Origin of the sequence: Streptomyces anulatus (assembly GCF_000721175.1) — a bacterium.
Lineage (GTDB): Bacteria > Actinomycetota > Actinomycetes > Streptomycetales > Streptomycetaceae > Streptomyces > Streptomyces anulatus_C.
Window position 1 is genome coordinate 102,986 of sequence record NZ_JOEZ01000013.1, and the last position, 25,716, is coordinate 128,701.

At 73.1% G+C, this 25,716-nt stretch carries 18 protein-coding genes; 10 read left to right on the forward strand and 8 right to left on the reverse strand.

Annotation, left to right across the window (positions count from 1 at the left end; genetic code table 11):
• Positions 1–34: 34 nt before the first annotated feature.
• From IG90_RS0116520 to IG90_RS0116530, 3 genes are all read left to right on the forward strand, one after another.
• On the forward strand, positions 35–1,564 hold the full coding sequence (locus IG90_RS0116520) for a hypothetical protein (RefSeq protein WP_030584283.1): 1,530 nt from the start codon (positions 35–37) through the stop codon (positions 1,562–1,564).
• A 127-nt stretch (positions 1,565–1,691) separates the two neighbouring features.
• Entirely contained in the window at positions 1,692–2,636 is a 945-nt protein-coding gene (locus tag IG90_RS0116525; RefSeq protein WP_030584286.1) for a membrane protein, read from the forward strand.
• A gap of 78 nt (positions 2,637–2,714) precedes the next feature.
• A complete protein-coding gene (locus IG90_RS0116530; RefSeq protein WP_030584289.1) occupies positions 2,715–7,493 on the forward strand; it encodes a hypothetical protein in 4,779 nt (1,592 codons plus the stop codon).
• A 30-nt stretch (positions 7,494–7,523) separates the two neighbouring features.
• Here IG90_RS0116530 and IG90_RS0116535 read toward each other — a convergent pair whose 3' ends face one another.
• The gene (locus IG90_RS0116535; protein WP_030584292.1) at positions 7,524–7,877 is read right to left on the reverse strand and encodes a hypothetical protein; all 354 of its coding nucleotides are present in this window, start codon (positions 7,875–7,877) and stop codon (positions 7,524–7,526) included.
• 623 nt (positions 7,878–8,500) lie between these two features.
• Here IG90_RS0116535 and IG90_RS0116540 point away from each other — a divergent pair.
• Genes IG90_RS0116540 through IG90_RS0116555 form a run of 4 tightly spaced genes read left to right on the forward strand, consistent with a single transcriptional unit; the run spans position 8,501 to position 12,999 of the window.
• Positions 8,501–11,521, forward strand: coding sequence for a sensor histidine kinase (locus IG90_RS0116540; RefSeq protein WP_030584295.1), 3,021 nt, complete (start codon positions 8,501–8,503; stop codon positions 11,519–11,521).
• Entirely contained in the window at positions 11,518–11,961 is a 444-nt protein-coding gene (locus tag IG90_RS0116545) for a roadblock/LC7 domain-containing protein (protein WP_030584297.1), read from the forward strand. The genes IG90_RS0116540 and IG90_RS0116545 overlap by 4 nt, the downstream gene beginning before the upstream one ends.
• Before the next feature lie 11 nt (positions 11,962–11,972).
• Positions 11,973–12,410, forward strand: a complete 438-nt coding sequence (locus tag IG90_RS0116550) for a DUF742 domain-containing protein (protein WP_030584300.1) — start codon at positions 11,973–11,975, stop codon at positions 12,408–12,410.
• Positions 12,391–12,999, forward strand: coding sequence for a GTP-binding protein (locus IG90_RS0116555; RefSeq protein WP_030584303.1), 609 nt, complete (start codon positions 12,391–12,393; stop codon positions 12,997–12,999). The genes IG90_RS0116550 and IG90_RS0116555 overlap by 20 nt, the downstream gene beginning before the upstream one ends.
• Positions 13,000–13,148: 149 nt before the next feature.
• Here IG90_RS0116555 and IG90_RS0116560 read toward each other — a convergent pair whose 3' ends face one another.
• The 4 genes from IG90_RS0116560 to IG90_RS0116575 all read right to left on the reverse strand — a co-directional run bounded on the left by IG90_RS0116560 (position 13,149) and on the right by IG90_RS0116575 (position 16,193).
• Positions 13,149–14,339: a lipid-transfer protein gene (locus IG90_RS0116560; RefSeq protein ID WP_030584306.1), complete on the reverse strand. Its 1,191-nt coding sequence runs from the start codon at positions 14,337–14,339 to the stop codon at positions 13,149–13,151.
• A complete protein-coding gene (locus IG90_RS0116565) occupies positions 14,336–14,803 on the reverse strand; it encodes a Zn-ribbon domain-containing OB-fold protein (protein WP_233435987.1) in 468 nt (155 codons plus the stop codon). The genes IG90_RS0116560 and IG90_RS0116565 overlap by 4 nt, the downstream gene beginning before the upstream one ends.
• Positions 14,804–14,887: 84 nt before the next feature.
• On the reverse strand, positions 14,888–15,265 hold the full coding sequence (locus tag IG90_RS0116570) for an Mpo1-like protein (RefSeq protein WP_030584312.1): 378 nt from the start codon (positions 15,263–15,265) through the stop codon (positions 14,888–14,890).
• A 130-nt stretch (positions 15,266–15,395) separates the two neighbouring features.
• Entirely contained in the window at positions 15,396–16,193 is a 798-nt protein-coding gene (locus IG90_RS0116575; protein WP_030584315.1) for a M15 family metallopeptidase, read from the reverse strand.
• A 132-nt stretch (positions 16,194–16,325) separates the two neighbouring features.
• Between IG90_RS0116575 and IG90_RS0116580 the strand changes: the two genes are divergently transcribed.
• A complete protein-coding gene (locus IG90_RS0116580; protein WP_030584318.1) occupies positions 16,326–16,889 on the forward strand; it encodes an NUDIX domain-containing protein in 564 nt (187 codons plus the stop codon).
• Positions 16,890–17,138: 249 nt separating this feature from the next.
• Here IG90_RS0116580 and IG90_RS0116585 read toward each other — a convergent pair whose 3' ends face one another.
• Complete coding sequence (locus IG90_RS0116585; protein ID WP_030584322.1) at positions 17,139–19,502, reverse strand: glycoside hydrolase family 31 protein; 2,364 nt, start codon at positions 19,500–19,502, stop codon at positions 17,139–17,141.
• A gap of 218 nt (positions 19,503–19,720) precedes the next feature.
• Between IG90_RS0116585 and IG90_RS0116590 the strand changes: the two genes are divergently transcribed.
• On the forward strand, positions 19,721–21,703 hold the full coding sequence (locus tag IG90_RS0116590) for an acetoacetate--CoA ligase (RefSeq protein ID WP_030584324.1): 1,983 nt from the start codon (positions 19,721–19,723) through the stop codon (positions 21,701–21,703).
• 402 nt (positions 21,704–22,105) lie between these two features.
• Positions 22,106–23,041, forward strand: coding sequence for a hypothetical protein (locus IG90_RS0116595; protein WP_030584327.1), 936 nt, complete (start codon positions 22,106–22,108; stop codon positions 23,039–23,041).
• Positions 23,042–23,119: 78 nt separating this feature from the next.
• On the opposite strand, the gene ptsP is transcribed toward IG90_RS0116595, so the two are convergent.
• Entirely contained in the window at positions 23,120–24,790 is a 1,671-nt protein-coding gene (gene ptsP, locus IG90_RS0116600) for a phosphoenolpyruvate--protein phosphotransferase (protein ID WP_030584330.1), read from the reverse strand.
• Positions 24,791–24,866: 76 nt separating this feature from the next.
• On the reverse strand, positions 24,867–25,316 hold the full coding sequence (locus IG90_RS0116605; RefSeq protein ID WP_030584333.1) for a PTS sugar transporter subunit IIA: 450 nt from the start codon (positions 25,314–25,316) through the stop codon (positions 24,867–24,869).
• Between the last annotated feature and the right edge of the window lie 400 nt (positions 25,317–25,716).

Below are 25,716 nucleotides of genomic sequence, written 5' to 3' on the forward strand. Positions count from 1 at the left end.
ACCCTTGTCAGTGCGAGGACCTAATCTGTCCCACGTGACTTCGCCTGCCTACCCGGACAACGCCTCGCCGCAGCTCAGCGCGGGGCCGCGGCCTGCCCCCGGCCCCGCCGCCGACGAGGGACTCTCGCGGCGGCTGCGCGCGCTCGCGTGCACGGCGCCGCTGCACGACCTCGACGTCCGCAAGGCGAATCTGGCCGGCGAGTACACCGTGTACGCCATGGCGGAGGTCGCCCTCGCCGCGATCGACCTCGTCACGCTCAACATGGACTTCGACACCGGGGCCGACCACGACCAGATAGTGGCCAGACTGCTGCCCCGGGTCGGCGCCCAGGCGCCCGGCCGCCCCGTCGCCGAGCACGAACGGGTCGCCCGCTGGGTCCTGGAGAACCTGATCAACGTCGGCAGCGTCGACCGCGGCTTCCGCGCGGTCTACGGCACGTTCAACCCCGACGGGGTCTACGTCCGCCGGGACTACGACTTCAAGCTCATCGAAGAGGTCCCGGGCTACGGCGGCACGGTCTACCTCCGCGCCACCGACGAAGCGGTCAACGTCCTGGTCGGCGCGCTGGACACCGACGTCACCAGCGCCCAGATCGCCGCCGAGGTCAAGCTGGAGGTCCTCATCAGCCGGGGCCGCCTCGCGGACGCCCAACTCGCCGCCGAACAGGCCCGCTACCGCACCGTGCAGTACGCCGAGACCCTTCGCCGCACCCTGGAGGCCACCCGGCGCAACGTCCGCGCCGTCGACTGGCTCCACACCGTCCCGGACATGATCGCCGAGGCCCTGGACCACGTGGCCGACCGCTACCGCCACGAGAACGCGATCCTCACCAACATCCGCAAGGCGCGCGACGAGGCCGAGGACCCCGAGCACAAGCGCCGGGCCGCCGAGCTCGTCGACATCGTCAAGGACTGCATCCGCCGGCACACCCAGCTCCAGTCCCGGCTCCTGGAGGCGGGCCCCCTCTTCCGTGCGGAGCAGGACCGGCAGGCGTTCGCCCCGCCCACCGCCCACGCGGGCCTCGATCTGTACGGGCAGCTCCTCGCCCCGCTCCTCCCCCTCCCCGTCGAACAGTCCACCCGGGCCACCGACGCCTTCTTCGCCCACGGCACCGGACTGCGCACCCCCACCTCCGTACGCGTCGGGGACCTGGTCGACATGCTGCTCACCCCGCCGCTGGAGCGCGAGCACCTGGGCGCGGAGATGCCCGAGCCCGACCTCATCGCCACTCCGGACGACAGCCGGTTCAGCGACGAGCAGCTCGCCCGCGCCATGACCCTGCTCGACCTGGAGCACGACGCCCCGCGCCGGCTCTCCGGACTGCTCGCCGAGGCCCGCCGCACCGGCGACACCGACCTGCCGTACCTGGTCGCCCTGCTCGCCGTCCACGCCGCCAGCCCGCCCGTCGGCACCGCCTACCGCCAGGGCGAGCGACGCCTGCTGTTCGCCGTGGACGACGGGGCCGAGCTGGACGACCCGGAGTTCGGCGGCGCCGACCTGATCGTGGGTACCGCCCTGCTGGACGCCGTCGGTATGGCCGCCGACCGCAAGGAGATCTCATGACCGGCCCCGTGTCATCCTCCGCGACAGGCCCCGCCGCCTCCGTCATGGACGGTCCCGCGCCTCCTGCCACGGCCGGCCCCGTTCTCCCTCCGCACCCGCACGTCTTCCGTACCGAGGAGTCCCAGCCGTGAGCGACCACGACGCCGAGCGCCCCGACGCGTGGACCGAGCCCTCCGCGTACGCCGGGCCCGCCACCCCGTACGCGGGCGACTCCACGCACCCGGGCTCCGCCGAGCCCGCCGTACAGGCGCCCGTCACCCCGGCCGACGCCGCCGACGCGGCACGCCTGGTCTCCTTCGGACTCCAGCCCAAGCTGCTGCCCGCCCGCGACGCCGAATACGCCGACCTCCTGCGGCGCTACCGCGAGGAGAGCGCCTTCGCCCGGCTCGCCGACGCCGTCGCCACCGGCCTCGGCCTCATCGTCCTGGAGGTCTCCCCGCGCGCCGGGATGGCCGTGACGGCGGGCGAGGACTCCGTCTTCGCCGTCCGCATGGGCGACTACGCCCGCCGCGCCTCCTCCGACGCTGCCGACCGCTTCCTGCACGGCCTCGCCCACCTCGCCGTCGCCGCCCTGGCCTTCCCTCGCCCCGAGGATCTCGCCGACGACGCGTACATCGGCCGCATCACGGTCAACGGCGTCGACGCCTTCGTACGCCAGGCCTGCCGGCGGCTGGAGGAGCGCGCCGAGGAACAGGGCGACAACACCGACCCGGCCAGCGACGCCCCCGGACTCGAAGCCGGCTGGCGGATCTACGCCCGCCGCAGCGCCACCGGCGCGACCAAGGACGCCCGCCGGCTCGCCGGATCCACCACCGGCATCATCGGCAAGGCCGTCGCCTTCCTCACCGACTCCGGCTTCCTCCAGCGCACCGGCGACGACGCGGGCGGCGCCTACCGCACCACCGCCCGCTACCAGCTCCAGGTCCGTGACATGGCGGGCAGCGCCGCCATGACCGAACTGCTGGAGCTCGGCGTCGTCCCCGTCACCGACGGTTCCGCCACCCTGCTGCCGCCGCCCGACCCCGACAGCATGGAGCTGGCCGCCGACGCGGGTCTGCCCTTCCACTCCTGACCCGGCCGGCCGTCACCGACAGACCGCCCCGCACCTGCCGCTCCGCCCCCGCTCACCGAACGACGAGAGTCCGCCGCCATGTACGAGTTGTCCCGGGTCCGCCTCTACTCCATCGGGCCTGCCGGTGCGCGCTACGCCGACACCGTCCTCGACCTGCGCGGCGTCGGCGCCCCCGTTCCCAGCCCCGCCCCCGCCCAGGCGGAGTTCTTCGAGGAGGAGCCGGTAGGCCCGCCCCGCCGCCCCGCTCCTGCGGGCGTCCTCTTCCTGGAGAACGGCGGCGGCAAGTCCGTCCTGCTCAAGCTGATCTTCTCGGTGATGCTCCCCGGTCACCGCAACACCCTCGGCGGCGCCAGCTCCGGTGTGCTGCGCAAGTTCCTCCTCGCCGACGACTGCGGGCACGTCGCCCTGGAGTGGCAGCACACCCTCACCGGTGAATGCGTCGTCGTCGGCAAGGTCAGCGAGTGGCGCGGCCGCCAGGTCTCGGGCGACCCCCGCAAGTTCGCCGAGGCCTGGTATTCGTTCCGCCCCGGCCCCGGGCTCAGCCTGGACAGCCTGCCCGTCGCCGAGTCCTCCGCCGTGGGCCGCCCGGCCGAAGGCGTCTCCGGGGCACGCGGCAGGCGGCGCACCATGAAGGGCTTCCGCGACGCGCTGATGGACGCGGGCAAGTTCTACCAGCACCTCGACGTGCACTGGGAAGAGATCCACGACCGCTGGAACGAACACCTCGGCGACCTCGGCCTCGACCCCGAACTCTTCCGCTACCAGCGCGAGATGAACTCCGACGAGGGCGAGGCCGCCGGACTCTTCGCGGTCAAGAAGGACTCCGACTTCACCGACCTGCTGCTCCGCGCCGTCACCGACACCCGCGACACCGACGGACTCGCCGACCTGGTCAGCGGCTTCGGCAACAAGCTGGGCCGCCGCGCCGAGCTCACCGCCGAACGCGACTTCACCGCGGGATCCGTGGACCTCCTCGGCCGGATCGTCGAGGCCACCGACACCCGCGCCCGCGCCCGCGACATCCACGCCGGCGCCGAACGCCGCACCCGCACCCTGGTCCGCCGCCTGACCGCCCGCGCCGCCGAGGAACGCGGCCGCACCACCGAGCTGGCCGAGCGGGTCACCGCCGCCGCCCACACCGTCACCGAAGCCGAAGCCACCCGGGGCCGCCGCGCCCTGATCGCCGCCGAACTCGCCTACCGGCACGCCTCGCTGGCCCTGACCGCCGCCGAGAAGAGCGCCGCCGCCGGACGCAAGGAGCTGGTCGAGGCCCGCACCCTGCACGCCGCCTGGCAGGCCGCCGAAGCCGTCCTGCGCCACCGCGCCGCCGCCGACCGCTCCGCCAGGGTCGCCGTCGCCATCCGTGAGGCCGAACGCGACGCCGCCCCGGCCCTCGCCGCCCGCAGCGCCGCCGCCACCGACCTCGTCCGCGCCCTGCACAAGGCCGCCGAGGAAGGCGAGCGCGTCGCCAACGAGCAGGAGGAGCGCTCCGACACCCTCCAGGCCACCGGCGAGCGCGCCCACCGCGATGCGACGGTCGCCGCCACCGAGGCGCAGCGCGCCCGCAGCGAGGCCGGACACCTGCGCCAGCGCCTCGCCGAGGTCGGCCAGGAGACCGCCGAAGCCGTCCGGGCCGGCTGGCTCGACGACACCGCGCCCGACGCCGACCCCGCCCGCGCCGCCCTCGCCGCCAGCGACGCCGAACAGTCCGCCGTCGCCGCCTGGGACACCGCCCGCGAAGCCGCCCGCAGTGCCGCCGACACCGCCCGCGAGGCCGCCGCCGCCGAGAACCGCGCAGACCTGGCCGCCGCCCGCGCCGCCGACGGGGCCAGGGCGGCCGAGCAGAGTCACGAGGACGAGCTCCGCGCCGCCGCCTCCATCGCCGCCGACCCCCGCCTCGGTGACCTGCTGGGCCTGCCCTCCGGCACCGGCGTCCCGCACCCCCGCCGGGAAGCCGCCGACGAGGTGTCGCCGCCCGCGCAGAGCGCCACCGCGCGCACCGGCCCGGGAAGCAACGACGACGGCACGGCCACCACCCCCGAACCGGCCGCCGACCGCGCCGTGGCCCTCGCCGCTCAGCCCGCCGCCACCCAGCAGCCCTTGACCGCCGAGGAGTTCGACCGCAGCGCCGACGAGCTGCGCGACCTCCTCGACCAGTCCGTCGCCGCCGCCGAGCGCCGCCTCTTCGACCTGCGCACCGCCGCCGCCGACGACGCCCGCATCCTCGGCGCGCTCGGCGAGGGCGGGCTGCTGCCGCCAGGACCCGACGTCCTCGCCACCGTCGAGTACCTCGGCGAGCACGGCATCCCCGCCCTGCCCGGCTGGCGCTACCTCGCCCAGGCCGTCGACCCGGCCGACCACGCCGCCGTACTCGCCGCCCGCCCCGAGCTCGTCGACGGCGTCGTCATCACCGACCCCGACGCCCACAGCCGCGCCCGCGAGGTCCTCGGCGGCGCGGCCCTGCTACCCCGCTCGACCGTGGCCGTCGGCACCGCCGCCGCCCTCCTCGCCCCCGTCCCGGCCCCCGGCACCGGCTCCGACGAGCAGAACAACGGCGTCTTCCTCGTCCCGCCGAACCCGGCCATGCACGACGAACACGCCGCCGACGAGGAACGCCACGCACTGCGCAGCCGCGCCGCCGCCCGCGACGAGGACATCAGGACCCTCGCCGCCCGCCTCTCCGGGGACCGCGCCCTCGCCGCCCGCATCGGTTCCTGGCGCGACGACTGCCCGCCCGGCATGCTCGCCGAACTGGCCGAGGCCGCCGCCGCCGCCCGTACGGCCGCCGAGAGTGCCGAAGCCGTCCTCGCCGAGGCCCGCACCGCTCGCGCCGAAGCGGACGAGGCCGCCGCCGACACCGCCCGGGTCCGCGACGAGCGCCAGGAAGCCGCCCAGCGGGCCCGCCGCGCCGCCGACGCGCTGGCCGGCCTCGCCCACCGGCTGCGGGAGCGGGCCGGCTGGCAGGCCCGGCTGCGAGAACTGGTCGACGAGGCCGCCGAGTCCGAGGCCCGCGCCGCCGTCTGCCTCGACCTCGCCCGCGCCGCCGACGAGGACCGCAGGGCCGCCCAGCGCGCCGGGGACGACGCCCGGCGCACCGCCCGCGCGCTGCGGGCCGAGCGCTCCGAGATCGCCGGCGTCCCCGAAGTCCTCCCCGAGCCCGACGAGAACCGGGCCCGCACCGCCCTGCCCACCCTGCGCGAGGCCTACCGGGCCGCCTCCCAGCTGTACGAGAAGGTCGGCGTCGGCGCCGACCTGCGCGCCGAGCAGGCGCGAGCCGAGAGCGACGAGAGTGCGGCCCTCGCCGAGCTGGACCGCCTCACCAACAAGGTCCGCACCCGCGCCGCCCAGCTCCTGGAGGGCACCGACGGAGCCGACGGCCCCTCCCGCCAGGCCGCCGCCTCCCGCGCCGAAGCGCACGTCCAGCTCCTGGAGACCCGCGCCTCCACCGCCAGCGAGCATCTGGGACGGCTGCGCGGCGAGGCCGAGCGGCTCGCCCCCGACGACGAGCGGCAGCACCACACCGACCTGCCGGACGACCTGGTCCCGGCCGACGCCGAAGGCGCCCAGGCCCTCCTGCGTACGGCCACCGCCGAGCTGGCCGCCGCCACCGGGGCCCTGGACACCGCCCGCGCCGCCCACAGCGAGCTGCTGCACGCCCACCGCACCGCCGAGGACTCCGCCGGCGGCTTCGACGAGACCGCTGCCCTGCTCCGGGACCTCCTGCGCGACCACGGCACGGAGGACGGAGCCGAGGACCCCGGCCCGTACCCCGGCACCCTGGAGGAGGCCCGGCAGTCCGCCGCCGAGTCCCGCCGCTCCCTGCGCGGCTGCAACGCCGACCTCTCGGCGGCCGAGAGCGCCGTCCGCGAAGCGAGCGACATCCTCGTCCGGCACGCCAACTCCACCCGGTACGAACAGGTCCGCACCCCCGCCCGCCAGCAGATCCGCGAGCTGCCCGCCTCCGCCCTGCCCGAGCACGCCCAGAAGTGGGCCGACGCCTTCGCCCCCCGGCTGCGCGTCCTCACCGACGAGCTCATCCAGCTGGAGCGCAACCGCGACTCCATCGTCGACCGGCTGCGCGGCCTGGTCGACTCCGCGCTCACCACCCTGCGCTCCGCCCAGCGGCTCTCCCAGCTTCCCGAGGGCCTGGGGGAGTGGTCGGGTCAGGAATTCCTCCGGATCCGCTTCGAGGAACCCGACCAGGCCACCCTCACCGAACGCCTCGGCGAGGTCATCGACGAGGCCACCCACGCCGCCCTCAAGAAGAACTCCGACCTCCGCCGGGACGGCATGTCCCTGCTGCTGAGGGGCGTCGAGGCGGCGCTGGAGCCCAAGGGCATCGCGGTGGAGATCCTGAAGCCGGACGCCGTGCTGCGCGCCGAGCGCGTCCCGGTCGGACAGATGGGCGATGTCTTCTCGGGCGGCCAGCTGCTCACCGCGGCCATCGCCCTCTACTGCACGATGGCGGCCCTGCGCAGCAACGACCGGGGCCGCGACCGCCACCGGCACGCGGGCACCCTGTTCCTCGACAACCCGATCGGCCGCGCCAACGCCACGTATCTGCTGGAGCTCCAGCGGGCGGTGTCGGACGCGCTGGGCGTACAACTGCTTTACACGACCGGCCTGTTCGACACGACCGCACTCGCCGAATTCCCCCTCGTCATCCGACTGCGCAACGACGCCGACCTGAGGGCCGGGCTGAAGTACATCAGCGTGGAGGAGCATCTGCGCCCCGGCCTGCCGCAGCAGGACCCGGACGGAGAGACGGTCCACGGCGAGATCACGGCGACCCGCATGTTCAGACGGAGCGAGCAGCAGACCGCCACCGTGGTTCCGGCCACGCAGCCCGAGGCGTAGGCCGGCCCTTCAGCAGGACCGGCCGGCGGGTCAGGCCCGGGAGAGGTCGCCGGTGTTCCGGCGGCCGGCTATGGCCCCTCCGGTGTCGTCCCGCTCGGCCGCCCGCTCGGCCCGGCGGGACCGGCGCCGCTCGCGACGTATCTGCCGTGCCGAGCTGCTCGGCAGGGACACCACGCCGTTGCGCTGGTTCCACACCTGCCGGGTCACCCAGACGTCGAGCACCGACCAGGTGGCGACCACCGTGCTGGCCACACTGCTGAGCACCATCGGGAAGGCCAGCCAGGACCCGGTCAAGGTGCTCAGGAAGGCGACCATCGCCTGGATGATCGTCAGCGACATGATGAGAACGGCGCGCACGGCGGCCGTCCGCACCGCATCGGGCATACGCCGCTTCGAGGCCGGCTCCTCCACCCACAACTGCCGCGGGATCCGTGCCCCGTCCGCGGCTTGCGTACTCGCGGCCGCCGGTACTCTGGCGCTCCCGCGTTCCTGCGTGCTCAAGGTCCTTCAACTCCCCACCACTGTCCGACTTCAGGGTGGCTGCCCGGCTTGCGCCGGTTCTACGCGGGCGGAACCCGTCCGTCCTGCCGCGCACGACCCCACCGTGCGTCTACCCCGTACATATGGACGAACCACGCGTCCCGAAGATTCCCCTGAAAAGCGCCCGCAGGGCGCAGAAGGTCACGGAGCGAAGAATTCCAGCCAACTGAAACGTGCCGGTAGCGACAGGTCGGGCCGGCACCCTCTGTCGCTTTCGCGAATTTCATCTCCGGGGATACCGGGACAACTCATGATCAAGCCCAACCGGGACGGCTGAAAATCATCCGGACGTGTCTTCGAGTTGTCTCTGTGTCAGTAGTAGGCTCGCGCCGTTTATTGACGCAGGACGGACCTCGCCCGCGTCCGCCCGATGCGCGCCGGTGTACGCACGGTGCGTAGAGGTGCGGGGCCGAGGGACGACCGGGAGAAGACCACCCCCGCGGTGCGGGGCCGATCTGGGGGAGGCCATGCGCTTTCGCGGGAAGTCCATCCGCAGGAAGATCGTGGCGTTGCTGCTGGTGCCGCTCGTCTCCCTCACGGGCCTCTGGGTCTTCGCCACCTACATCACCGGCCGTGAGGCCGGCGAGCTGATGAGCGCCGGATCCATCGTGGAGAAGGTCGCCCACCCACTGGACGACGCCGTTCGTGCCGTACAGGCCGAGCGACGGCAGACCCTGGTCTTCCTCGCCGACCCGCGGGCCTCCGACGCGCTTCCCGTCCTCATGGGCCAGCGCGCCACCACCGACCGCATCGTGGGCGAGGTCAGGGAGAACGCCCGGGCGCAGGACGTCCGGGAAGCGCTGAGCGCCGCCGACAGCAGCCGCCTGGACGCGATCCTCAGCGCCGTCGACGGTCTGGACGCCCTGCGCGGCTCCGTCGAGAAGCGCACCATCAGCCGGGCGAAGGCGCTCGACTTCTACAACGGCCTCGTAGACCCCTCCTACCGCTTCCTCAACGGACTCCACACCCTGGAGAACGTGTCGATGGACAAGCAGATGCGGGCGCTGGTCGGGGTCGCCCGGGCCCGGGAAATGCTCTCGCGCGAGGACGCGCTCATCGCCTCCGGCCTCGTCGCCGGCCGCTTCACCACCTCCGAACTGCGCCAGATATCCGGCCTCGTGGCCCAGCGCGAGCTGCTCTACGAAGTCAGCCTGGAGAACCTCCCCGCCGCCGAGCGCCGACGTGTCGAGCAGTTCTGGGGCAGCCCCGACACCGAACCGCTTCGCAGCGCCGAGGACACCCTGATCGCCGCCGGAGCGACGAAGCGCCCCGGCGCCGTCGACGCCGACCGCTGGGAGGAGGCGGCCGTGCCCGTCCTCGACCGGCTGGCGGGTGACTCCACGGAAATGGGCAACCGTTTCCAGGACCGCGCCGAACCGGCCGCCTACCGGGTCCTCGCCCAGGCCGGGATCGCCGGAGTCCTCGGCTTCCTGGCCCTGATCGTCTCGGTCTTCGTCTCCGTACGCATCGGCCGTGAACTCGTCCGCGACCTCTCCCGGCTGCGCAAGGACGCCCACGAGGTCTCCGGCGTCCGGCTGCCGAGCGTCATGCGCCGACTGGCCGCGGGCGAGCAGGTGGACGTCGAGACCGAGGCCCCGCACCTCAGTTACGAGCCCGACGAGATCGGCCAGGTCGGACAGGCGCTCAACACCCTCCAGCGGGCCGCCGTCGAGGCCGCCGTCAAGCAGGCGGACATGCGGCGCGGCGTCTCCGAGGTCTTCGTCAACCTCGCCCGCCGCAACCAGGTCCTCCTGCACCGCCAGCTCACGCTGCTGGACGCGATGGAGCGCCGTACCGAGAACAGCGACGAACTGGCCGACCTGTTCCGCCTCGACCACCTCACCACCCGCATGCGGCGGCACGCCGAGGGGCTCGTGATCCTCTCCGGCGCCGCGCCCTCCCGCCAGTGGCGCAAGCCCATCCAGCTGATGGACGTGGTGCGGGCCGCCGTCGCCGAGGTCGAGGACTACGAACGCATCGAGGTCCGGCGCCTCGCCCGGATCGGCGTGGGCGGGCCCGCCGTCGCCGACCTCACCCACCTGATCGCCGAACTCCTGGAGAACGCCACCGTCTTCTCACCCCCGCACACCGCGGTCCAGGTGCACGGCGAACGCGTCTCCAACGGCTTCACGCTCGAAATCCACGACCGCGGTCTCGGGATGCCCCCCGAAGCCCTCCTCGACGCCAACCTGCGGCTCGCCGAGACCCCCGACTTCGAGCTCTCCGACACCGACCGGCTCGGCCTGTTCGTCGTCAGCCGGCTCGCCCAGCGCCAGAACGTCCGGGTCTCCCTGCAGAAATCGCCGTACGGAGGCACCACCGCGGTCGTGTTCATCCCCGCGGCCCTGCTCACCGAGGCCCCCGACACCCACGGCACCGGGTTCCGCCTCGACCGCCGGGCCGAGCGGGCGATCGGCAGCGGGCGGAGCTCCGACGCGGCGCAGGGCGCGCAGAAGACGACCCCGGGCGGGGAGCGCCGCGTCAACGGCAGGTCCGCGGTCCTGTCGCCGGTGCCCACCGGACTCACCGGACCGGGCGTCCTGGACGGGCCGGTCGAGCTGGAGGCCCCGGTCGGCCCGCTGGACTTCGCCGCCGACCCGCTGGACGGTTCGCCGGATCCGGCCCTGGACCCGGCCCTCGGACCCGTCCTGGACGGCGTCTCCGACCTGGAGGACACCGAGAGCGAGCGCGGCGGCATCTTCCGCGCCCGGGACCTGCGCCGCGAGGGCGACCGCGAGCCCCGCCGCGACGAGCCCGGCGGCCCGCGCCGCGACACCGACCGGGACCAGCACCAGCAGGCCCGCGACCACGGCGACGAGCCCACGGCGGAGGTCCGCCCGATGCGCCCCGCCGGCCCCGCGCCGCTGCCGCGCCGTACCCCGCCGACGCTGGTCACCGACCGGGGCCGCCGGGTCGACGGCGCGGGCGACGACCCGGTCGTGACTCCCGCGAGGGCCACCGGCCCGGTCCCGCACACCGCCGACCGGGCCTCCGACCCGGCCGACAGGCCCCGCACCGCTGATGCGCCCTGGACCACGCGAGCCGCAGCACAGCGCACGACGGAGGCAGCCCGCGCCACGGAACCACCCCGCGCCACGGAGCCGGAGACCCCGGCGCCGGCCGCCCCACCGGCGCCCGACACCGTGGGCGGCCTGCCGCGCCGGGTCCGGCAGGCCAGCCTCGCCCGCCAGCTCCGGGAGGAGTCCGCGGACCGGACCGCGCACCGTGCGTCGCCCGTGGACATGCTCGACGACGCCGAGCGCGACGCGGACGAGGTACGCGACCGTATGGCCTCGCTCCAGCGCGGCTGGCAGCGCGGCCGTCGGCAGAACGCCGAACCCACCGAACCCACCGAGACCACCGGGATCACCGAACCCACCGAGACCACCGGGATCACGGACAACGCCGGGATCACGGACAACACCGAGGACACCGGCGGCCCCGGTGGCACAGCACCAGGAACCACTCCGGGAGGGGACGGTCGATGACCGCACCGAACGCCGCAGCACACAACCCCGCACGCCACGGCTCGGGCGAACTGAACTGGCTGCTCGACGAACTCGTCCAGCGCGTCGCCAGCATCCGCAAGGCGCTGGTGCTCTCCAGCGACGGACTCGCCACCGGGGCCTCGGGGGACCTGACCCGCGAGGACAGCGAGCATCTCGCCGCCGTGGCCTCCGGGTTCCACAGCCTCGCCAAGGGCGTGGGCCACCACTTCGACGCGGGCCGGGTGCGCCAGACGGTCGTCGAACTGGACGAGGCGTTCCTCTTCGTCACCGCCGCCGGCGACGGAAGCTGCCTCGCCGTGCTGGCGGAGGCCGACTCCGACGTGGGCCAGGTCGCGTACGAGATGACCCTGATGGTCAAGCGCGTGGGGGCCCACCTGGCCAACGCCCCACGGACGACCGGTCTGCCCGCCGGAGGGTGAGTGTGGCGGGCATGAGCGCCGACTCCCCCCGGGGCACCGGCCCCGGATCCCCGGACGCGTCCGTCGACCCCCAGGCCTCTCGGTGGTACGACGCGGAGGCGGGACCGGTGGTCCGCCCCTACGCGATGACCCGGGGGCGTACGAGCAGCGCCTCCCGTCACCGCCTCGACCTGATCGCGCTCGTCGTACCGGAACCGGCCGCCGACGATCCCGGCCGGGACCAGACGCTCGCCCCCGAACACGTGGCGATCATCGAACTCTGCAGCGACATGCCCCAGTCCATCGCCGAACTCGCCGCCGAACTCGACCTCCCCGTAGGGGTGGTACGGGTCCTGGTCGGCGATCTCGTCGAGGACGAGCTGGTGCACGTCACCCGTCCCGTTCCGCCGGCCGAACTGCCGGACGTGAACATTCTTCGCGAGGTTATCAATGGCCTTCGGGCGCTCTAGGCGCGACAAGCAGCGGGTGGTCGAGCCCGTCACCCTGAAGATCCTGGTGGCGGGAGGGTTCGGCGTCGGCAAGACGACCGCGGTCGGCGCGGTCAGCGAGATCAGGCCCCTGCGCACCGAGGAACGCCTCAGCGAGGCGGGCCGCCCGGTGGACGATCTGGACGGGGTCGAGTCCAAGACCACCACCACGGTGGCGATGGACTTCGGCCGGATCACGCTGCGGGAGGACCTGGTCCTCTACCTGTTCGGCACGCCCGGCCAGGACCGCTTCTGGTTCCTGTGGGACGAACTGGCCCAGGGCTCCCTGGGCGCGGTCGTCCTCGCCGACACGCGGCGTCTCGAGGACTGCTTCGCCGCGGTCGACTACTTCGAGCGCAGGCGGATCCCCTTCACCGTCGCGGTCAACACGTTCGAGGGCGCCGAGCGGTTTCCCACGGAGAGCGTGCAGGCCGCTCTCGACCTCGACCCCCTGGTTCCGGTGCTCGTCTGCGACGCGCGGGACCGGTCCTCCGTGCGTGATGTCCTGGTCGCGGTCGTGGAGCACGCCCTGGAGCGTGCCGCGCGGGCCCGCGAACCCGTCGCCACCTGAGCGACGCGAGTCCGGTACGCGTACGGCCCGTACCCCCGCCGACAGGGGTACGGGCCGCACGTCGTCCGGCGGGCCGGGCCCCGAGTGTTCTGCTGCGGTGACGGCCAGTCAAGTGGGGTGCAGGGAAAACCCGTTCGGGACGCTCCGGTTCAACGGAGCGCCACCACCGCCGACCCGTGCCCGAACAGTCCCTGGTTCGCCGTGATCCCGACCCGCGCGCCCGGTACCTGCCGCTCCCCGGCCCGCCCGCGCAACTGCCGGGTGAGCTCGCAGACCTGCGCGATGGCCTGGGCGGGGACCGCCTCGCCGAACGAGGCGAGACCGCCGCTCGCGTTCACCGGAACCCGGCCGCCCAGCGCGGTCGCCCCCGTACGCAGCAGCTTCGCCCCCTCGCCGGGACCGCACAGCCCGATGTCCTCGTACCACTCCAGCTCCAGCGCCGTGGACAGGTCGTACACCTCGGCCAGCGAGAGATCCTCCGGCCCGACCCCCGCCTCCTCGTACGCGGTCCGCGCGATCGAAGCCCGGAAACTCATGGAGGACGGGCCCACGGCCACCGCCGAATCCGTGCCGATGTCCGGCAGGTCCAGGACGGTCCTCGGGAAGGTGGGCGTCACTGTGGAAACCGCCCTGATCCGCACCGGATCACGCACTCCGCGCCGCCGCGCGAACTCCACACCGCACAGCACCAGGGCTGCTGCCCCGTCGGAGGTGGCGCAGATGTCCAGCAGCCGCAGCGGATCGGCGACCATCGCGGAGGCGGCGACCTCCCCGGCCGTCACCGGCCTGCGATAGCGGGCGAACTCGTTCAGCGCCCCGGCCGCCGCGTTCTTCACCTTGACCAGCGCGAAGTCCTCCTGCGTGTCCCCGTACAGTGCCATGCGGCGGCGGGCGTACAGCCCGAAGTACGCCGGGTTCGTCGCCCCGAGCACCCGGAAGCGCAGCCAGTCCGGGTCGTCCGGCCGCTCCCCGCCCGCCGGGGCGAAGAACCCCTTGGGCGCCGCGTCGGCCCCCACCACCAGGACCACGTCCGCCAGCCCCGCCAGGATCTGCGCCCGCGCCGTGTCGATGGCCTGCGCCCCCGAAGCACACGCGGCATACACGGACGCCACCCGCGCCCCCTGCCACCCGAGCGCCCGGGCGAACGTCGCCCCCGCCACGTAACCCGGATAGCCCCCGCGCACCGTCTGCGCGCCGACGACCGACCGGACCTCGGGCCAGCCGATGCCCGCGTCGGCGAGGGCGGCCTGCGCGGCGATCCGCCCGTACGTGACGAAGCTGTGCCCCCACTTGCCCCACGGGTGCATCCCGGCCCCGAGGACGGCCACGTCGCCGGTCATGAACCGGCCTCCGTCGCCGCGACGGGGCGCCAGTGCCACGTGGTGTGAACGGTGCCCGTCGCCCGGTCCTCGTCCAGGACGCCCGGCACCACCTCCACCACCGAGCCGACGGGCAGATCGGCCACGCCCACCCCGGGCACGGCCTGCCCCAGCACCACCATGCGCTCGGCGGCCAGCTCGACGGCGACCAGCGTGTACGGCTCCCAGGGCGCCTCGGGGTCACTGACGTACGGGGGAGGCGGCCGGTAGCGCCCGTCGGTGCAGGACCACACCGTGCCCCGCTTCGACAGCGGTACCTCCTCCAGCTCACCCCCGGGGCAGCCCGGATTGCGGCAGTGGCCGTCCTCCCGGGGGAAGTGGACCGACCGGCAGCCGGAACAGCGGGTGCCCAACAGGCGGAAGTCCTCCTCCGTGGTGTTCTCGGTGAACCAACCGGCCACCGCGGGTATGCGCGTGCGCGACAAGGCCCCTCCCGGCACTGGATCTGACGGAACGTCAGAAGTGTGCCACGGGTGTCCGCCGCGAGCGAGGGGTCCGGCCCGCCCTCCTCAGCCGCACCCGTTCCCGCCGCATCCGTCCCGGCCGTGCTCGGCCAGCCACTTCGCCGCGGTCTCCGCCAGCTCCGCGTCCCGGCCCGCGAGCATCGTCCGGATCATCTGCGCGTCCCCGCGCAGCGACCACACCGGATGCCCGAACGTGGCCGGGTTGTTCCTCTCGATCAGGAAGTGCGCGGGCCACGCCGTGCCGTACCCGATCAGCGGCAGGGCCGCCAGATACCGCTTCCGGCCCCGCGCCAGCCCGTACGCGGAGATCGCGAGCCCGGTCAGGGTGCCGGTCAGATGGACCCAGCGGGTGGCGGCACGGGAGTGCATCGCGACGTAGTAGGGCCAGAATTCCTCGTACGAATCGAACGTCTGCTGTGACATACGGGCACCGTAGCCGCCCGATCGGCAACCGAACACGCCCCTTTCGCGTCCGAAATGAAGAACGGGCGGCCGGAGCCCACGGGGGTGGTCCCGGTCGCCCGTTCCCCGTCCCCCGAGGCGGCGCGTACCGTCAGTGTCCGGCCACCGGCCGGCGGTGCACCGGGAAGTCGAAGTAGGTGTCCGGGAACGGCTCGGGCCTGAACGTGAAGTGCCACCACTCCTCCGGCAGGTTCACGAACCCCACCTCGGTCAACGTCCGCTTCAGGAACTGCCGGTTGGCGCGCTGAAGCCCCTGGACCCGGGGATCGTCCGTGTGCGACAAGGTGTCGAAGCAGTCGTAACCCGTGCCCATGTCCACCGAGCTGTCGGGGAACCGCTCGCCCTTGGGCGCGAAGCAGGGGGACAGCGGCTCGCCGGGACGGTATGGCCGGGTCGGCAGAGCCGGCAGTCGCACCAGCGTCAGGTCCACCGTACTGCCGCGGCTGTGCCCGGACTTCTCCGCGATGTAACCGTCCTCGAACAGCCGCTCCTTGTCGACCAGCGGATAGAACTCATCCTTCATCACCTGGTCGTCGAGATCCTTCGCCCACCGCACGAAGTGGTCCACCGCCCGCTGCGGCCGGTAGCAGTCGTACACCTTCAGCGAGTACCCCTGACGCAACAGCCGCTTCTGCGCCAGCTGCAGGGCACGGGCGGCGGGCCGGGTCAGGATGCAGACCGGCTGCCGATAGCCGTCGACCCGCTCACCCAGGAAGGTGTGCGCCGTGGTGTAACGCATCTCCTGGATGATCGTCGGGTCCACCGAGCGCAGCGCCACGAACTCCTCGGGAGCTCGCGGTTCGGGGCGCGCCTGTGCCGCGGGGGAGAGGGCGGTGACGGCGAGGAGGGCGGCGGCCGTGGCGGCCAGAGCACGCAGAGCGGTACGCATTCCTGTCATGGGCACATCGTCTATCAGCTTCGCGGCCTCCAGGAAAGGACGCGGCTTCGCGGCGCCCGGAAGGCGGCCCCCGGAATCGCGGTCCCCGGGAGACGGGAAGGGACGGTTCGATACAGTCCGCCCGTGTCCGAACTCGGCAAGGCCTCTTCCCCGACCGCTCGGCAGTCACCGCGGTACGTACGGGACTCCCACTGCGGCACGTGCGGAGCCCCGTACACCGCGCTCCCGTCCACCGACGCGTGGCCCCGCACCTGCACGCACTGCGGAACCACCGCCTACCGCAACCCGCTCCCCGTCGCGGTGGCCCTGCTCCCCGTCGTCGGCCCGCGTACCACCGGGCTCGTCGTCATCACCCGCACCATCGAGCCGCGGAAGGGCGGCGTGGCCCTGCCCGGCGGGTTCATCGACCACGCCGAGGAATGGCGACACGCGGTCGTGCGCGAGCTGCGCGAGGAGACCGGCATCGAGGCCGCCGAACAGGACGTCCGCCTCGCCGACACGCTCAGCGACACCGACGGCCACCTCCTGGTCTTCGGCCTCCTCCCGGCACGCCCCCTCGCGAGCCTCCCGCCTTCGGTCCCGACCGACGAGACGAGCGGTTACGAGATCCTGTACGCGCCCAGGCCGCTCGCCTTCCCTCTCCACACGGAAGCCGCCAACGCCTGGTTCGCCGGACACCACAGCTGAGGCCGCCCCGGCCGGGGCGCGTGGGCCGAGACCGCCGGGGCTGCCGGCGTCCGGGTCGGAGGCGCTGGGGGACCGGCGCCGGCTCAGAGCCTGTCGGGTGACCTCTGATCGGGCGGACACGCCCTGGCTCGCACGCTTCCGGTGTTGCCGAAATGCCCTGGTAGCTCCGCTACGAGGACATCTCGGCGCCTTGGAACCGTACGCACCGAAGCGCGTCCGCTTTCCGGTCGAAGGCCACCCGACAGGCTCTCAGCCCGGGGACGCCACCCCCCGCACCCGCACCGGACAGTCGACCCCGCCCTCCGCGCCGTCCCGCTCCACCACCACGCGGTCGCCCTCCCAACGCGTCACATACCGCTCGACCTCCGCCTCCGCCCACCCGTCGCCCGGGTCCCGCACCACCAGCCCGCCGCCGGTACGTCCCGGCGCGGGCGCCCACACCTCCAGCTCCGGCCCGCCGTCCGCACCCCGCACCGGAATCACCGCGCCCGCCCGCGCCAGCACCGGCACCCGCGACAGGGGAGCGTCGACCAGGACCTGGCCCGGACCCTCGTACGCCCGCCCGGTCACCGTGTCGTACCACCGGCCCCGGGGCAGCCGCACCGCCCGCCGCCGCGCCCCGGGCTCCAGCACCGGAGCCACCAGCAGCGCGTCGCCCAGCAGGAACGCGTCCTCGCACTCCCGCAGCGCCCGGTCGCCCGGCGCACCCCACCACGCCGGCCGCGCATAGGGCGCACCCGTCAGCCGCGCCACGTGCGACAGCGTCACGAAGTACGGGTGCAGCCGCTCCCGCTCCTCCAGCGCGGCCCGCGCGTGCTCCAGCACCTCCGGCCCGAACTCCCACGGCTCCCGCCGCCCCGCGTCGATCGCCGAATGGGTCCGGAACAACGGCAGGTACGCGCCCAGCTGGAACCACCGCAGATACAGCTCCGGCGACGGAGACCCGTCGAACCCGCCCACATCCGGACCCGAATACGGCACCCCGCACAGACCGAGCCCCACCACCAGCGACAGCGAGGCCCGCAGCCCCGGCCACCCGCTCGTCACATCACCGGACCAGGTGCCCCCGTACCTCTGCATCCCCGCCCAGCCCGACCGCGAGAACAGGAACGGCCGCTCCTCCGGACGGAACCGGAGCAGCCCTTCATAACCCGCCCGTGCCATCGCCAGGGCGTACACGTTGTGCGCCTCGCGATGATCGCCACCGGCGCCCTCCAGGACATGCCGGGCCGAGCGCGGCAGCGAAGGATCCCCGAACGCCGCGAAGGACACCGGCTCGTTCATGTCGTGCCAGACCCCCGAGAAGCCCTGCGCAAGCCGCTCCTCGTACAGAGATCCCCACCAATCCCGCACAAGCGGATCGGTGAAGTCCGGATAGACGCAGGCCCCCGGCCACACCTCCCCGACCACCACCCGCCCTCGCGCGTCCCGGACGTACGCCCCACGCTCACCGACCGCCCGGCCCCCGTCGAACACCGCGCCGCCCGGCTCCGCCTTCACCGCCGGATCCACGATCGACACCAGCCGCACCCCGTCCTCGCGCAGCTCCTTCGCCAGCGCGGCCAACGCGGGGAACCGCGCCCGGTCCACCGTGAACACCCGGTGCGCGTCGTAGTGGTCGATGTCCAGATGCAGGACGGACAGCGGAAGCCCCCGCTCCCGGTACCCGTCGACGACCCGCCGCACCTCCCGCTCACCGCCGAACCCCCACCGGGCGTGCTGCGGCCCCAGCGCCCAGGACGGCGGCAGCGCCGGCGCACCCGTCAGCGCCGTCCACCCCTGGAGCACCCGGGCCGGCGTCCCCGCCACCACCCAGCAGCGCAGCGGCCCGCCCTCCATCCGAACCTCGCAGGTGCCCGGCCGGTCATGCCCCGAACCGGCGCCCTCCTCGCCCTCCCGCAGCACCACCCGCCCCGCCCAGCTGTTGTCGTGGAACACCAGATGCGACCCTGCGTCCGAAACCACCACCTGCACCGGCATCGTCAGATACAGCGGATCGTCCCCAGGCCCGAACCGCCCGCCGGGATCGGTGTTCCACAGCCCGTACACCCCGTCCCGCAACCGGGGCCCGCCCGCCCGGCCGCCCAGACCGAAGAACCGCGCGTCCGCCGGTACCTCCGAGCGCTGCACCCACCGCACCGGGCCCCCGCCCGCCGGCTCCCACCAGCGCGGCGGCAGCTCACGCCGCAACAGCAACCCGCCCGGCGTCCGCAGCTCCACCGCCCCGGTCCGCGACACCACCACCGTCAGCCGCTCCGAGACCACCTGCCAGCCGCCGTCCTTGTCCGGCTCCAGCACCGCCCGCGGATCCGGCGCGGGAGCCTCACCCGCCACCGCGTACGACGGCAGCGGTTCCGCCCCGTCCCACGCCCAGAACACCGCACCGCCCACCGACACACGGATACGCAGCTCCGAACGGGCGAACCGCACCACGCCCCCGCCAGGACCCGGCTCCGCTCCCGTCAGCGCGCCGGGCACCCGGGCCCGCTCCGCCCCGCGCCCCGGCAGCGCCGCCGCATCCGCGGACCGGCGCCGCCACGCCGAACGCACCATGCGCAGCCCTCGCACCGAACCGACCAACCTCACCCGACGCACCAGGTCACGACCGTCCATGGCGCACACCCTGCCACCCGCCCGACCGGCAAAACCTTCCGTTCAACTCCCGTTCACCCATGCCGGCCCGGAAGGGACGGAACCCCTCATGGAGGGGCCACCCTGGTGCCGACGACGATCACATGGCATCGTCCGTGTCAGCCGCTCACGCGCACACCCCGGCCCGTGCGCGTCGACACGCCCACCCCGCGTACCCGTACAGCCAGGGAGCAGCCCTCATGACCGCAGCCACGCCCGACGACGCCCCGCTCTGGCAGCCCGGCCCCGACCGCATCGAGGCCGCGGCCGTCACCCGCTTCCAGAACTGGGCCGCGACCCGGTACGGCGCCCCGGCCGACGGCGGGTACGCGGCCCTGCACCGCTGGTCCGTCGACGAGCTCGACACCTTCTGGCGCGCCGTCGCCGAATGGTTCGGCATCCGCTTCTCCACGCCGTACGAGAGCGCCCTCGGCGACCGCGCCATGCCGGGCGCCACCTGGTTCCCCGGCGCCACCCTCAACTACGCCGAACACGCCCTGCGCACCGCCGAGGACCCGTCACGCGCGGACACCCCCGCCCTGCTGTACGTCGACGAGACCCACACGCAGCTCCCCGTCAGCTGGGCCGAACTCCGCCGCCAGGTCGGCGCGCTCGCCGCCGAACTCCGTGCCCTGGGCGTCACCCCCGGCGACCGCGTCAGCGGCTACGTCCCCAACATCCCGCAGGCCGTCGTCGCCTTCCTCGCCACCGCCGCGGTCGGCGGAGTCTGGACCTCCTGCGCCCCCGACTTCGGCGCCCGCAGCGTCCTCGACCGGTTCCAGCAGATCGAACCCGTCGTCCTGTTCACCGTCGACGGCTACCGCTACGGCGGCAAGGAGCACGACCGCACCGAGACCGTCGCCGAGCTCCGCCGCGAACTGCCCACCCTGCGCGCCGTCGTCCACATCCCGCTGCTCGGCACCGACGCCCCCGAAGGCGCGCTCGCCTGGGCCGCCCTCACCTCCGCCGACACCGAGCCGGTCTTCGAGCAGGTCCCCTTCGAGCACCCGCTCTGGGTCCTCTACTCCTCCGGCACCACCGGCCTGCCCAAGGCCATCGTCCAGTCCCAGGGCGGCATCCTGCTCGAACACTTCAAGCAGATCGGCCTGCACTGCGACCTCGGACCCGAGGACCGCTTCTTCTGGTACACCTCCACCGGCTGGATGATGTGGAACTTCCTCGTCTCCGGCCTCCTCACCGGCACCACCGTCGTCCTCTACGACGGCAGCCCCGGCCACCCGGACGTCAGCGCCCAGTGGCGGGTCGCCGAACAGACCGGCGCCACGCTCTTCGGCACCTCCGCCGCGTACGTCATGGCCTGCCGAAAGGCCGACATCCACCCCGGCCGCGACTTCGACCTCTCCCGCGTCCAGTGCGTCGCCACCACCGGCTCCCCGCTCCCGCCCGACGGCTTCCGCTGGCTCCACGACGAGGTCGCCGAAGACCTCTGGATCGCCTCTGTCAGCGGCGGCACCGACGTCTGCAGCTGCTTCGCCGGAGCCGTACCCACCCTCCCGGTCCACATCGGCGAACTCCAGGCGCCCTGCCTGGGCACCGATCTCCAGTCCTGGGACCCGTCGGGCAAACCCCTCATCGGCGAGGTCGGCGAGCTGGTCGTCACCAACCCCCTGCCCTCCATGCCGGTCCGCTTCTGGAACGACCCCGACGGCAGCCGCTACCACGACAGCTACTTCGACATGTACCCCGGCGTCTGGCGGCACGGCGACTGGATCACCATCACCGACCACGGCTCGGTGATCATCCACGGCCGCTCCGACTCCACCCTGAACCGCCAGGGCGTCCGCATGGGCTCCGCCGACATCTACGAGGCCGTCGAGCGGCTCCCCGAGATCCGCGAATCCCTCGTCATCGGCCTCGAAGAACCCGACGGCGGCTACTGGATGCCGCTCTTCGTCCACCTCGCCGAAGGCGCCACCCTCGACGACGACCTGCGCGCCGCGATCAAGCAGACCATCCGGGAGAACCTCTCCCCGCGCCACGTACCGGACGAGGTCATCGAGGTCCCCGGCATCCCGCACACCCTCACCGGAAAGCGCATCGAGGTGCCGGTCAAGCGCCTGCTCCAGGGAACCGACATGGCCAAGGCGGTCAACCCGGGCTCCGTCGACAACCTCGACCTCCTCCGCTTCTACGCCGAACTGGCCGAGAGCCGCCGCAGCTAGGGCGTGTTCCGAAAAGTCCCGCCTGCTCGGCGACGCCTGGCACGCACGCTCGCCGCGTTTGTCGGGATCGCCCCGGTACATCCGGTATCGGGGCGACCCTCCGTCTTGCGATCGCACGCACCAGACGCCGCCGAGCCCGCCCTCCGGGCGCGCTACTTTCGAAACACGCCCGAGTGCCGTGGCAGGCGACGTTCGCCCCGTCGCGACGCCCGGCACGCACGCTTGCCGCACCGGCCGGAATCCCGAGTACGTCCAGTACGAGGGCTTCCGGCCGGCACACCGGGAGCACGCACCGGACGCCACTCCTTTACGGGCAGACGTTGCCTGCCACGGCACTCGGCCGCCTGTCAGTCCCCCTGATTACGCTGAGTGAGCAAGGATTCACCGCGCACAGGGGGACACATGGCGCAGACCGGCAACACCCAGCACGGCTCCACCCACCACACGAAGCCCGGCACCCGACCCGGGGCCACCATGCGCCGCACGTTGCGCCGCGAAGCACCCAGCACCATCGGCCTGCTGGTCGACGCACAGGACTTCGCGGCCATGCGGCGCTACCGCACCTTCGCCTTCGACGACCACACCGTCTATCTCCAGCAGGTCGAGAGCCTGCTCAAAGCGCTCGCTGCCCAGGGCGTGCACACCACCGTCGCGCTCTTCGATCCGGATGACTACGCGGAGTTCTGCGCCGAATCGGGCCTCGACGCCGACACCGGCGCGAGCCGCAGCCGCTTCACCGCTGAGATCGCCGCCGCCGGAGCCACGGTCGCCTACACCGGCCAACGCCTGAGCGAGCTCATCCCCGTCCTCGTCTCCCGCGCGGTCCGCCAGGCCACCTGGGAGTACGCCACCCTCCTCCTCGCCGACCTCGGCACCTGCGCCGACTGCGGCCAGGACATCGGACGCGCGGCCTTCGACCGCGCCTCGCACCTCCTCATGCGCCTGCTGGAAACGGCGGGACCGGGCACCCACCACCTGGTGTGCAGCACACCGACGGAGAACGACCAGCTCCTGGCCGCGCTCCACACCCACCGCGACACCACAGGACCGGCCCGGCTCGACAGCGCGGAGGGCGCGGAGTTCGCCACCGTCCTCGCGGTGGCCATCGCCCTGGAATCCCGCGGGGGAGTAGTCGTGCGCACCAGCGCCCCCGACAGCCCGGACCGCGTCCACGGCTGGCGTCTGGCCCACGGCGCCCTCGCCCCGCTCACCGCCGGCGAGGTCTTCAACGCCTACTGCACCGACGCGGACACCGGAGAGCCCGTCTCCCCGGAATCCGGCGTGGAGTACTGCGCGGGATTCGACATCGGAGCCGACCCGGCGGAGCCCCACCACTGAGACAACACACAGCGGGAGGGGCTTCCCGCCACCCGGCGGAAAGCCCCTCCTTCGATGCGCCTGCTTCGGCCTGTCCGGCTACTCGCCTGACAGCACAGCCTGAGCGGCGCTGCGCGCCTCGTCCGCGGAGTCGGCGGAACGAGCGGCGTTCGCGGCCCGCTCGCACTGCGCCAGCGTGTACTTGGCCAGCGTGGCCCGCACATAAGGAATGGACGCGGCGCCCATGGAGAGCGAGGTGACCCCCAGACCCGTCAGCACACACGCCAGCAGCGGATCGGCCGCAGCCTCGCCGCACACACCACAACTCTTGCCCTCGGCACGAGCTGCATCGGCGGACAGCGCCACCAGATCCAGCAGCGCAGGCTGCCACGGGTCCTGGAGCCGCGACACCGCGCCCACCTGACGGTCGGCCGCGAAGGTGTACTGCGCCAGGTCGTTGGTGCCCAGCGACAGGAACTCAACCTCCTGGAGGATCGACCGCGCCCGCAGAGCGGCCGACGGAATCTCCACCATCGCGCCGAACTTCGCCCGCAACCCGGCCTCGCGGCACGCGTCCGCGAACGCCTTGGCGTCGATACGGTCGGCCACCATGGGCGCCATGACCTCCAGGTACACAGGCAGACCCTCGGCGGCCTTCGCCAGCGCGGTCAGCTGGGTACGCAGCACCTCGGGGTGGTCCAGCAGGCTCCGCAGCCCACGGACACCGAGCGCCGGGTTCGGCTCGTCGGCCGGCGTCAGGAAGTCCAGCGGCTTGTCCGCCCCGGCATCCAGCACGCGTACGACGACCCGCCCCTCGGGGAACGCCTCCAGCACCGCGCGGTAGGCCGCGACCTGCTTCTCCTCGGAAGGAGCCTGCTTGCTGTCGTCCAGGAACAGGAACTCGGTCCGGAACAGCCCGACACCCTCGGCCCCGGCCTCGACCGCCGCGGGGACATCGCCAGGGCCGCCGACATTGGCGAGCAGCGGCACCTTGTGCCCGTCGGAGGTGGCGCCGGGACCGGTCGAGGCGGACAGCGCCGCCTTACGAGCAGCGGCTGCGCTCTCCATCTCGGCGCGCTTCTCGTCGCTCGGGTCGACGAAGATCTCGCCCGTGCTGCCGTCCACCGCGACGACCGTGCCCTCGGCCAGCTCACCGGCGCCGGGCAGCGCCACCACGGCCGGAACGCCGAGCGCCCGCGCCAGGATCGCGCTGTGGCTGGTCGGCCCGCCCTCCTCGGTGACGAAGCCGAGCACCAGCGTCGGGTCGAGGAGCGCGGTGTCGGCCGGCGCAAGGTCGCGCGCGATCAGCACATACGGCTCGTCGCTGTCCGGCACGCCGGGCATCGGCACACCGAGCAGCCGCGCCACGATCCGGTTCCGTACGTCGTCGAGGTCCGCGACCCGCCCCGCCAGGTACTCCCCGGCATTGGCGAGCAACGCCCGGTACGCGGCGAACGCGTCGTACACACCACGCTCGGCGGTACTGCCCACGGCGATGCGCCGCTCGACATCGGACATCAGCTCGGGGTCCTGCGCCATCATGGCCTGCGCCTCGAGCACATGCTGTGCCTCGCCGCCGGCCAGGTTGCCGCGCGCGATCAGATCGGCGGCGACCGCCTCCACCGCCTGCCTGGCGCGCCCCTGTTCGCGACCGGCCTCCTCGGCGGGAATCGATTTGGCGGGCGGCTCCAGCACCGCCGTACCCATGTGCCGAACCTCGCCGATGGCCACACCGTGGCTCACGCCGACGCCTCGCAGCGTTGTCTCCATTTCACCCGTCTCCGGTTGTGCGGCGACCTAGTCACCGCGGTGGTTGTGCAACTGGCCTGTCACTGCGCCCGGGGCGTCACTGCCAGCCGAACAGCGTGTCGCCGGTCTTCACGTCCCCGTCCTCACGGACGTCGGAGAGCGACTCGGCGGTGGCCTCCAGGGCCACGATCGGGCAGATGGGTGACTTGCCGGCGACCTCGACCGCGGACGGGTCCCAGCGCACGATGCTCTGGCCCCGTGTCACCGTGTCCCCTTTGTTCACGAGAAGCTCGAAGCCCTCGCCGTTGAGCTGGACGGTGTCGATGCCGAGGTGCGTCAGGACCCCGTGCCCGTCCGCGTCGACGACGACGAACGCGTGCGGGTGCAGGGAGACGACGATGCCGTCGACCGGAGACACGGCCTCGGAGGGCTCACGTACGGGGTCGATGGCGGTGCCGGGACCGACCATCGCGCCGGAGAAGACCGGGTCGGGAACCGCGGTGAGTCCGATGGCGCGTCCAGCAAGAGGGGACGTCACGTTGGTCATGGGGAGCCTCCCAGGGGGGTGGAGATTCAGGTGTCGCCGCCGCGGCTGATGGGGGACGGCGTACTGCTCAGCAGAGTAAGTCATATGAAGTCCCGGTTCCGCCCGAGACCTACCGCTTGGCAGACCTAGGAGTGCACCAGAAAGGATTTGCCTCGACTCCCGGCGGCCTGTACTGTCGTACTCCTGCCTGACCCCAACGCGACTTTGAGTCGGGGGTCGGCGGCGACCTTCAAGCCCAAATCCTAACCCTGAACCTTTCTTCGGCGTGCCCGCAGGACGTGGTCAAGGGAAAGGAAAAGGCCTGATAGAGTCGGACTCGCCGGAAAGGGAAAACGCGAAAGCGAAGAACCTGGAAAGCGAAAACTGCTTGACCCGCTTCGGCCGGGAATCGGACACGAAA

What these genes read in the sequence shown, in the direction of transcription:
- IG90_RS0116595 (WP_030584327.1), top strand. Translation starts at nt 22,106, where the DNA reads ATGGCGCAGACCGGCAACACCCAGCACGGCTCCACCCACCACACGAAG.
- IG90_RS0116550 (WP_030584300.1), top strand. Translation starts at nt 11,973, where the DNA reads ATGAGCGCCGACTCCCCCCGGGGCACCGGCCCCGGATCCCCGGACGCG.
- IG90_RS0116575 (WP_030584315.1), bottom strand. Translation starts at nt 16,193, where the DNA reads ATGCGTACCGCTCTGCGTGCTCTGGCCGCCACGGCCGCCGCCCTCCTC.
- IG90_RS0116555 (WP_030584303.1), top strand. Translation starts at nt 12,391, where the DNA reads ATGGCCTTCGGGCGCTCTAGGCGCGACAAGCAGCGGGTGGTCGAGCCC.
- IG90_RS0116530 (WP_030584289.1), top strand. Translation starts at nt 2,715, where the DNA reads ATGTACGAGTTGTCCCGGGTCCGCCTCTACTCCATCGGGCCTGCCGGT.
- IG90_RS0116560 (WP_030584306.1), bottom strand. Translation starts at nt 14,339, where the DNA reads ATGACCGGCGACGTGGCCGTCCTCGGGGCCGGGATGCACCCGTGGGGC.
- IG90_RS0116535 (WP_030584292.1), bottom strand. Translation starts at nt 7,877, where the DNA reads ATGCCCGATGCGGTGCGGACGGCCGCCGTGCGCGCCGTTCTCATCATG.
- IG90_RS0116585 (WP_030584322.1), bottom strand. Translation starts at nt 19,502, where the DNA reads ATGGACGGTCGTGACCTGGTGCGTCGGGTGAGGTTGGTCGGTTCGGTG.
- IG90_RS0116545 (WP_030584297.1), top strand. Translation starts at nt 11,518, where the DNA reads ATGACCGCACCGAACGCCGCAGCACACAACCCCGCACGCCACGGCTCG.
- ptsP (WP_030584330.1), bottom strand. Translation starts at nt 24,790, where the DNA reads ATGGAGACAACGCTGCGAGGCGTCGGCGTGAGCCACGGTGTGGCCATC.
- IG90_RS0116605 (WP_030584333.1), bottom strand. Translation starts at nt 25,316, where the DNA reads ATGACCAACGTGACGTCCCCTCTTGCTGGACGCGCCATCGGACTCACC.
- IG90_RS0116540 (WP_030584295.1), top strand. Translation starts at nt 8,501, where the DNA reads ATGCGCTTTCGCGGGAAGTCCATCCGCAGGAAGATCGTGGCGTTGCTG.
- IG90_RS0116570 (WP_030584312.1), bottom strand. Translation starts at nt 15,265, where the DNA reads ATGTCACAGCAGACGTTCGATTCGTACGAGGAATTCTGGCCCTACTAC.
- IG90_RS0116590 (WP_030584324.1), top strand. Translation starts at nt 19,721, where the DNA reads ATGACCGCAGCCACGCCCGACGACGCCCCGCTCTGGCAGCCCGGCCCC.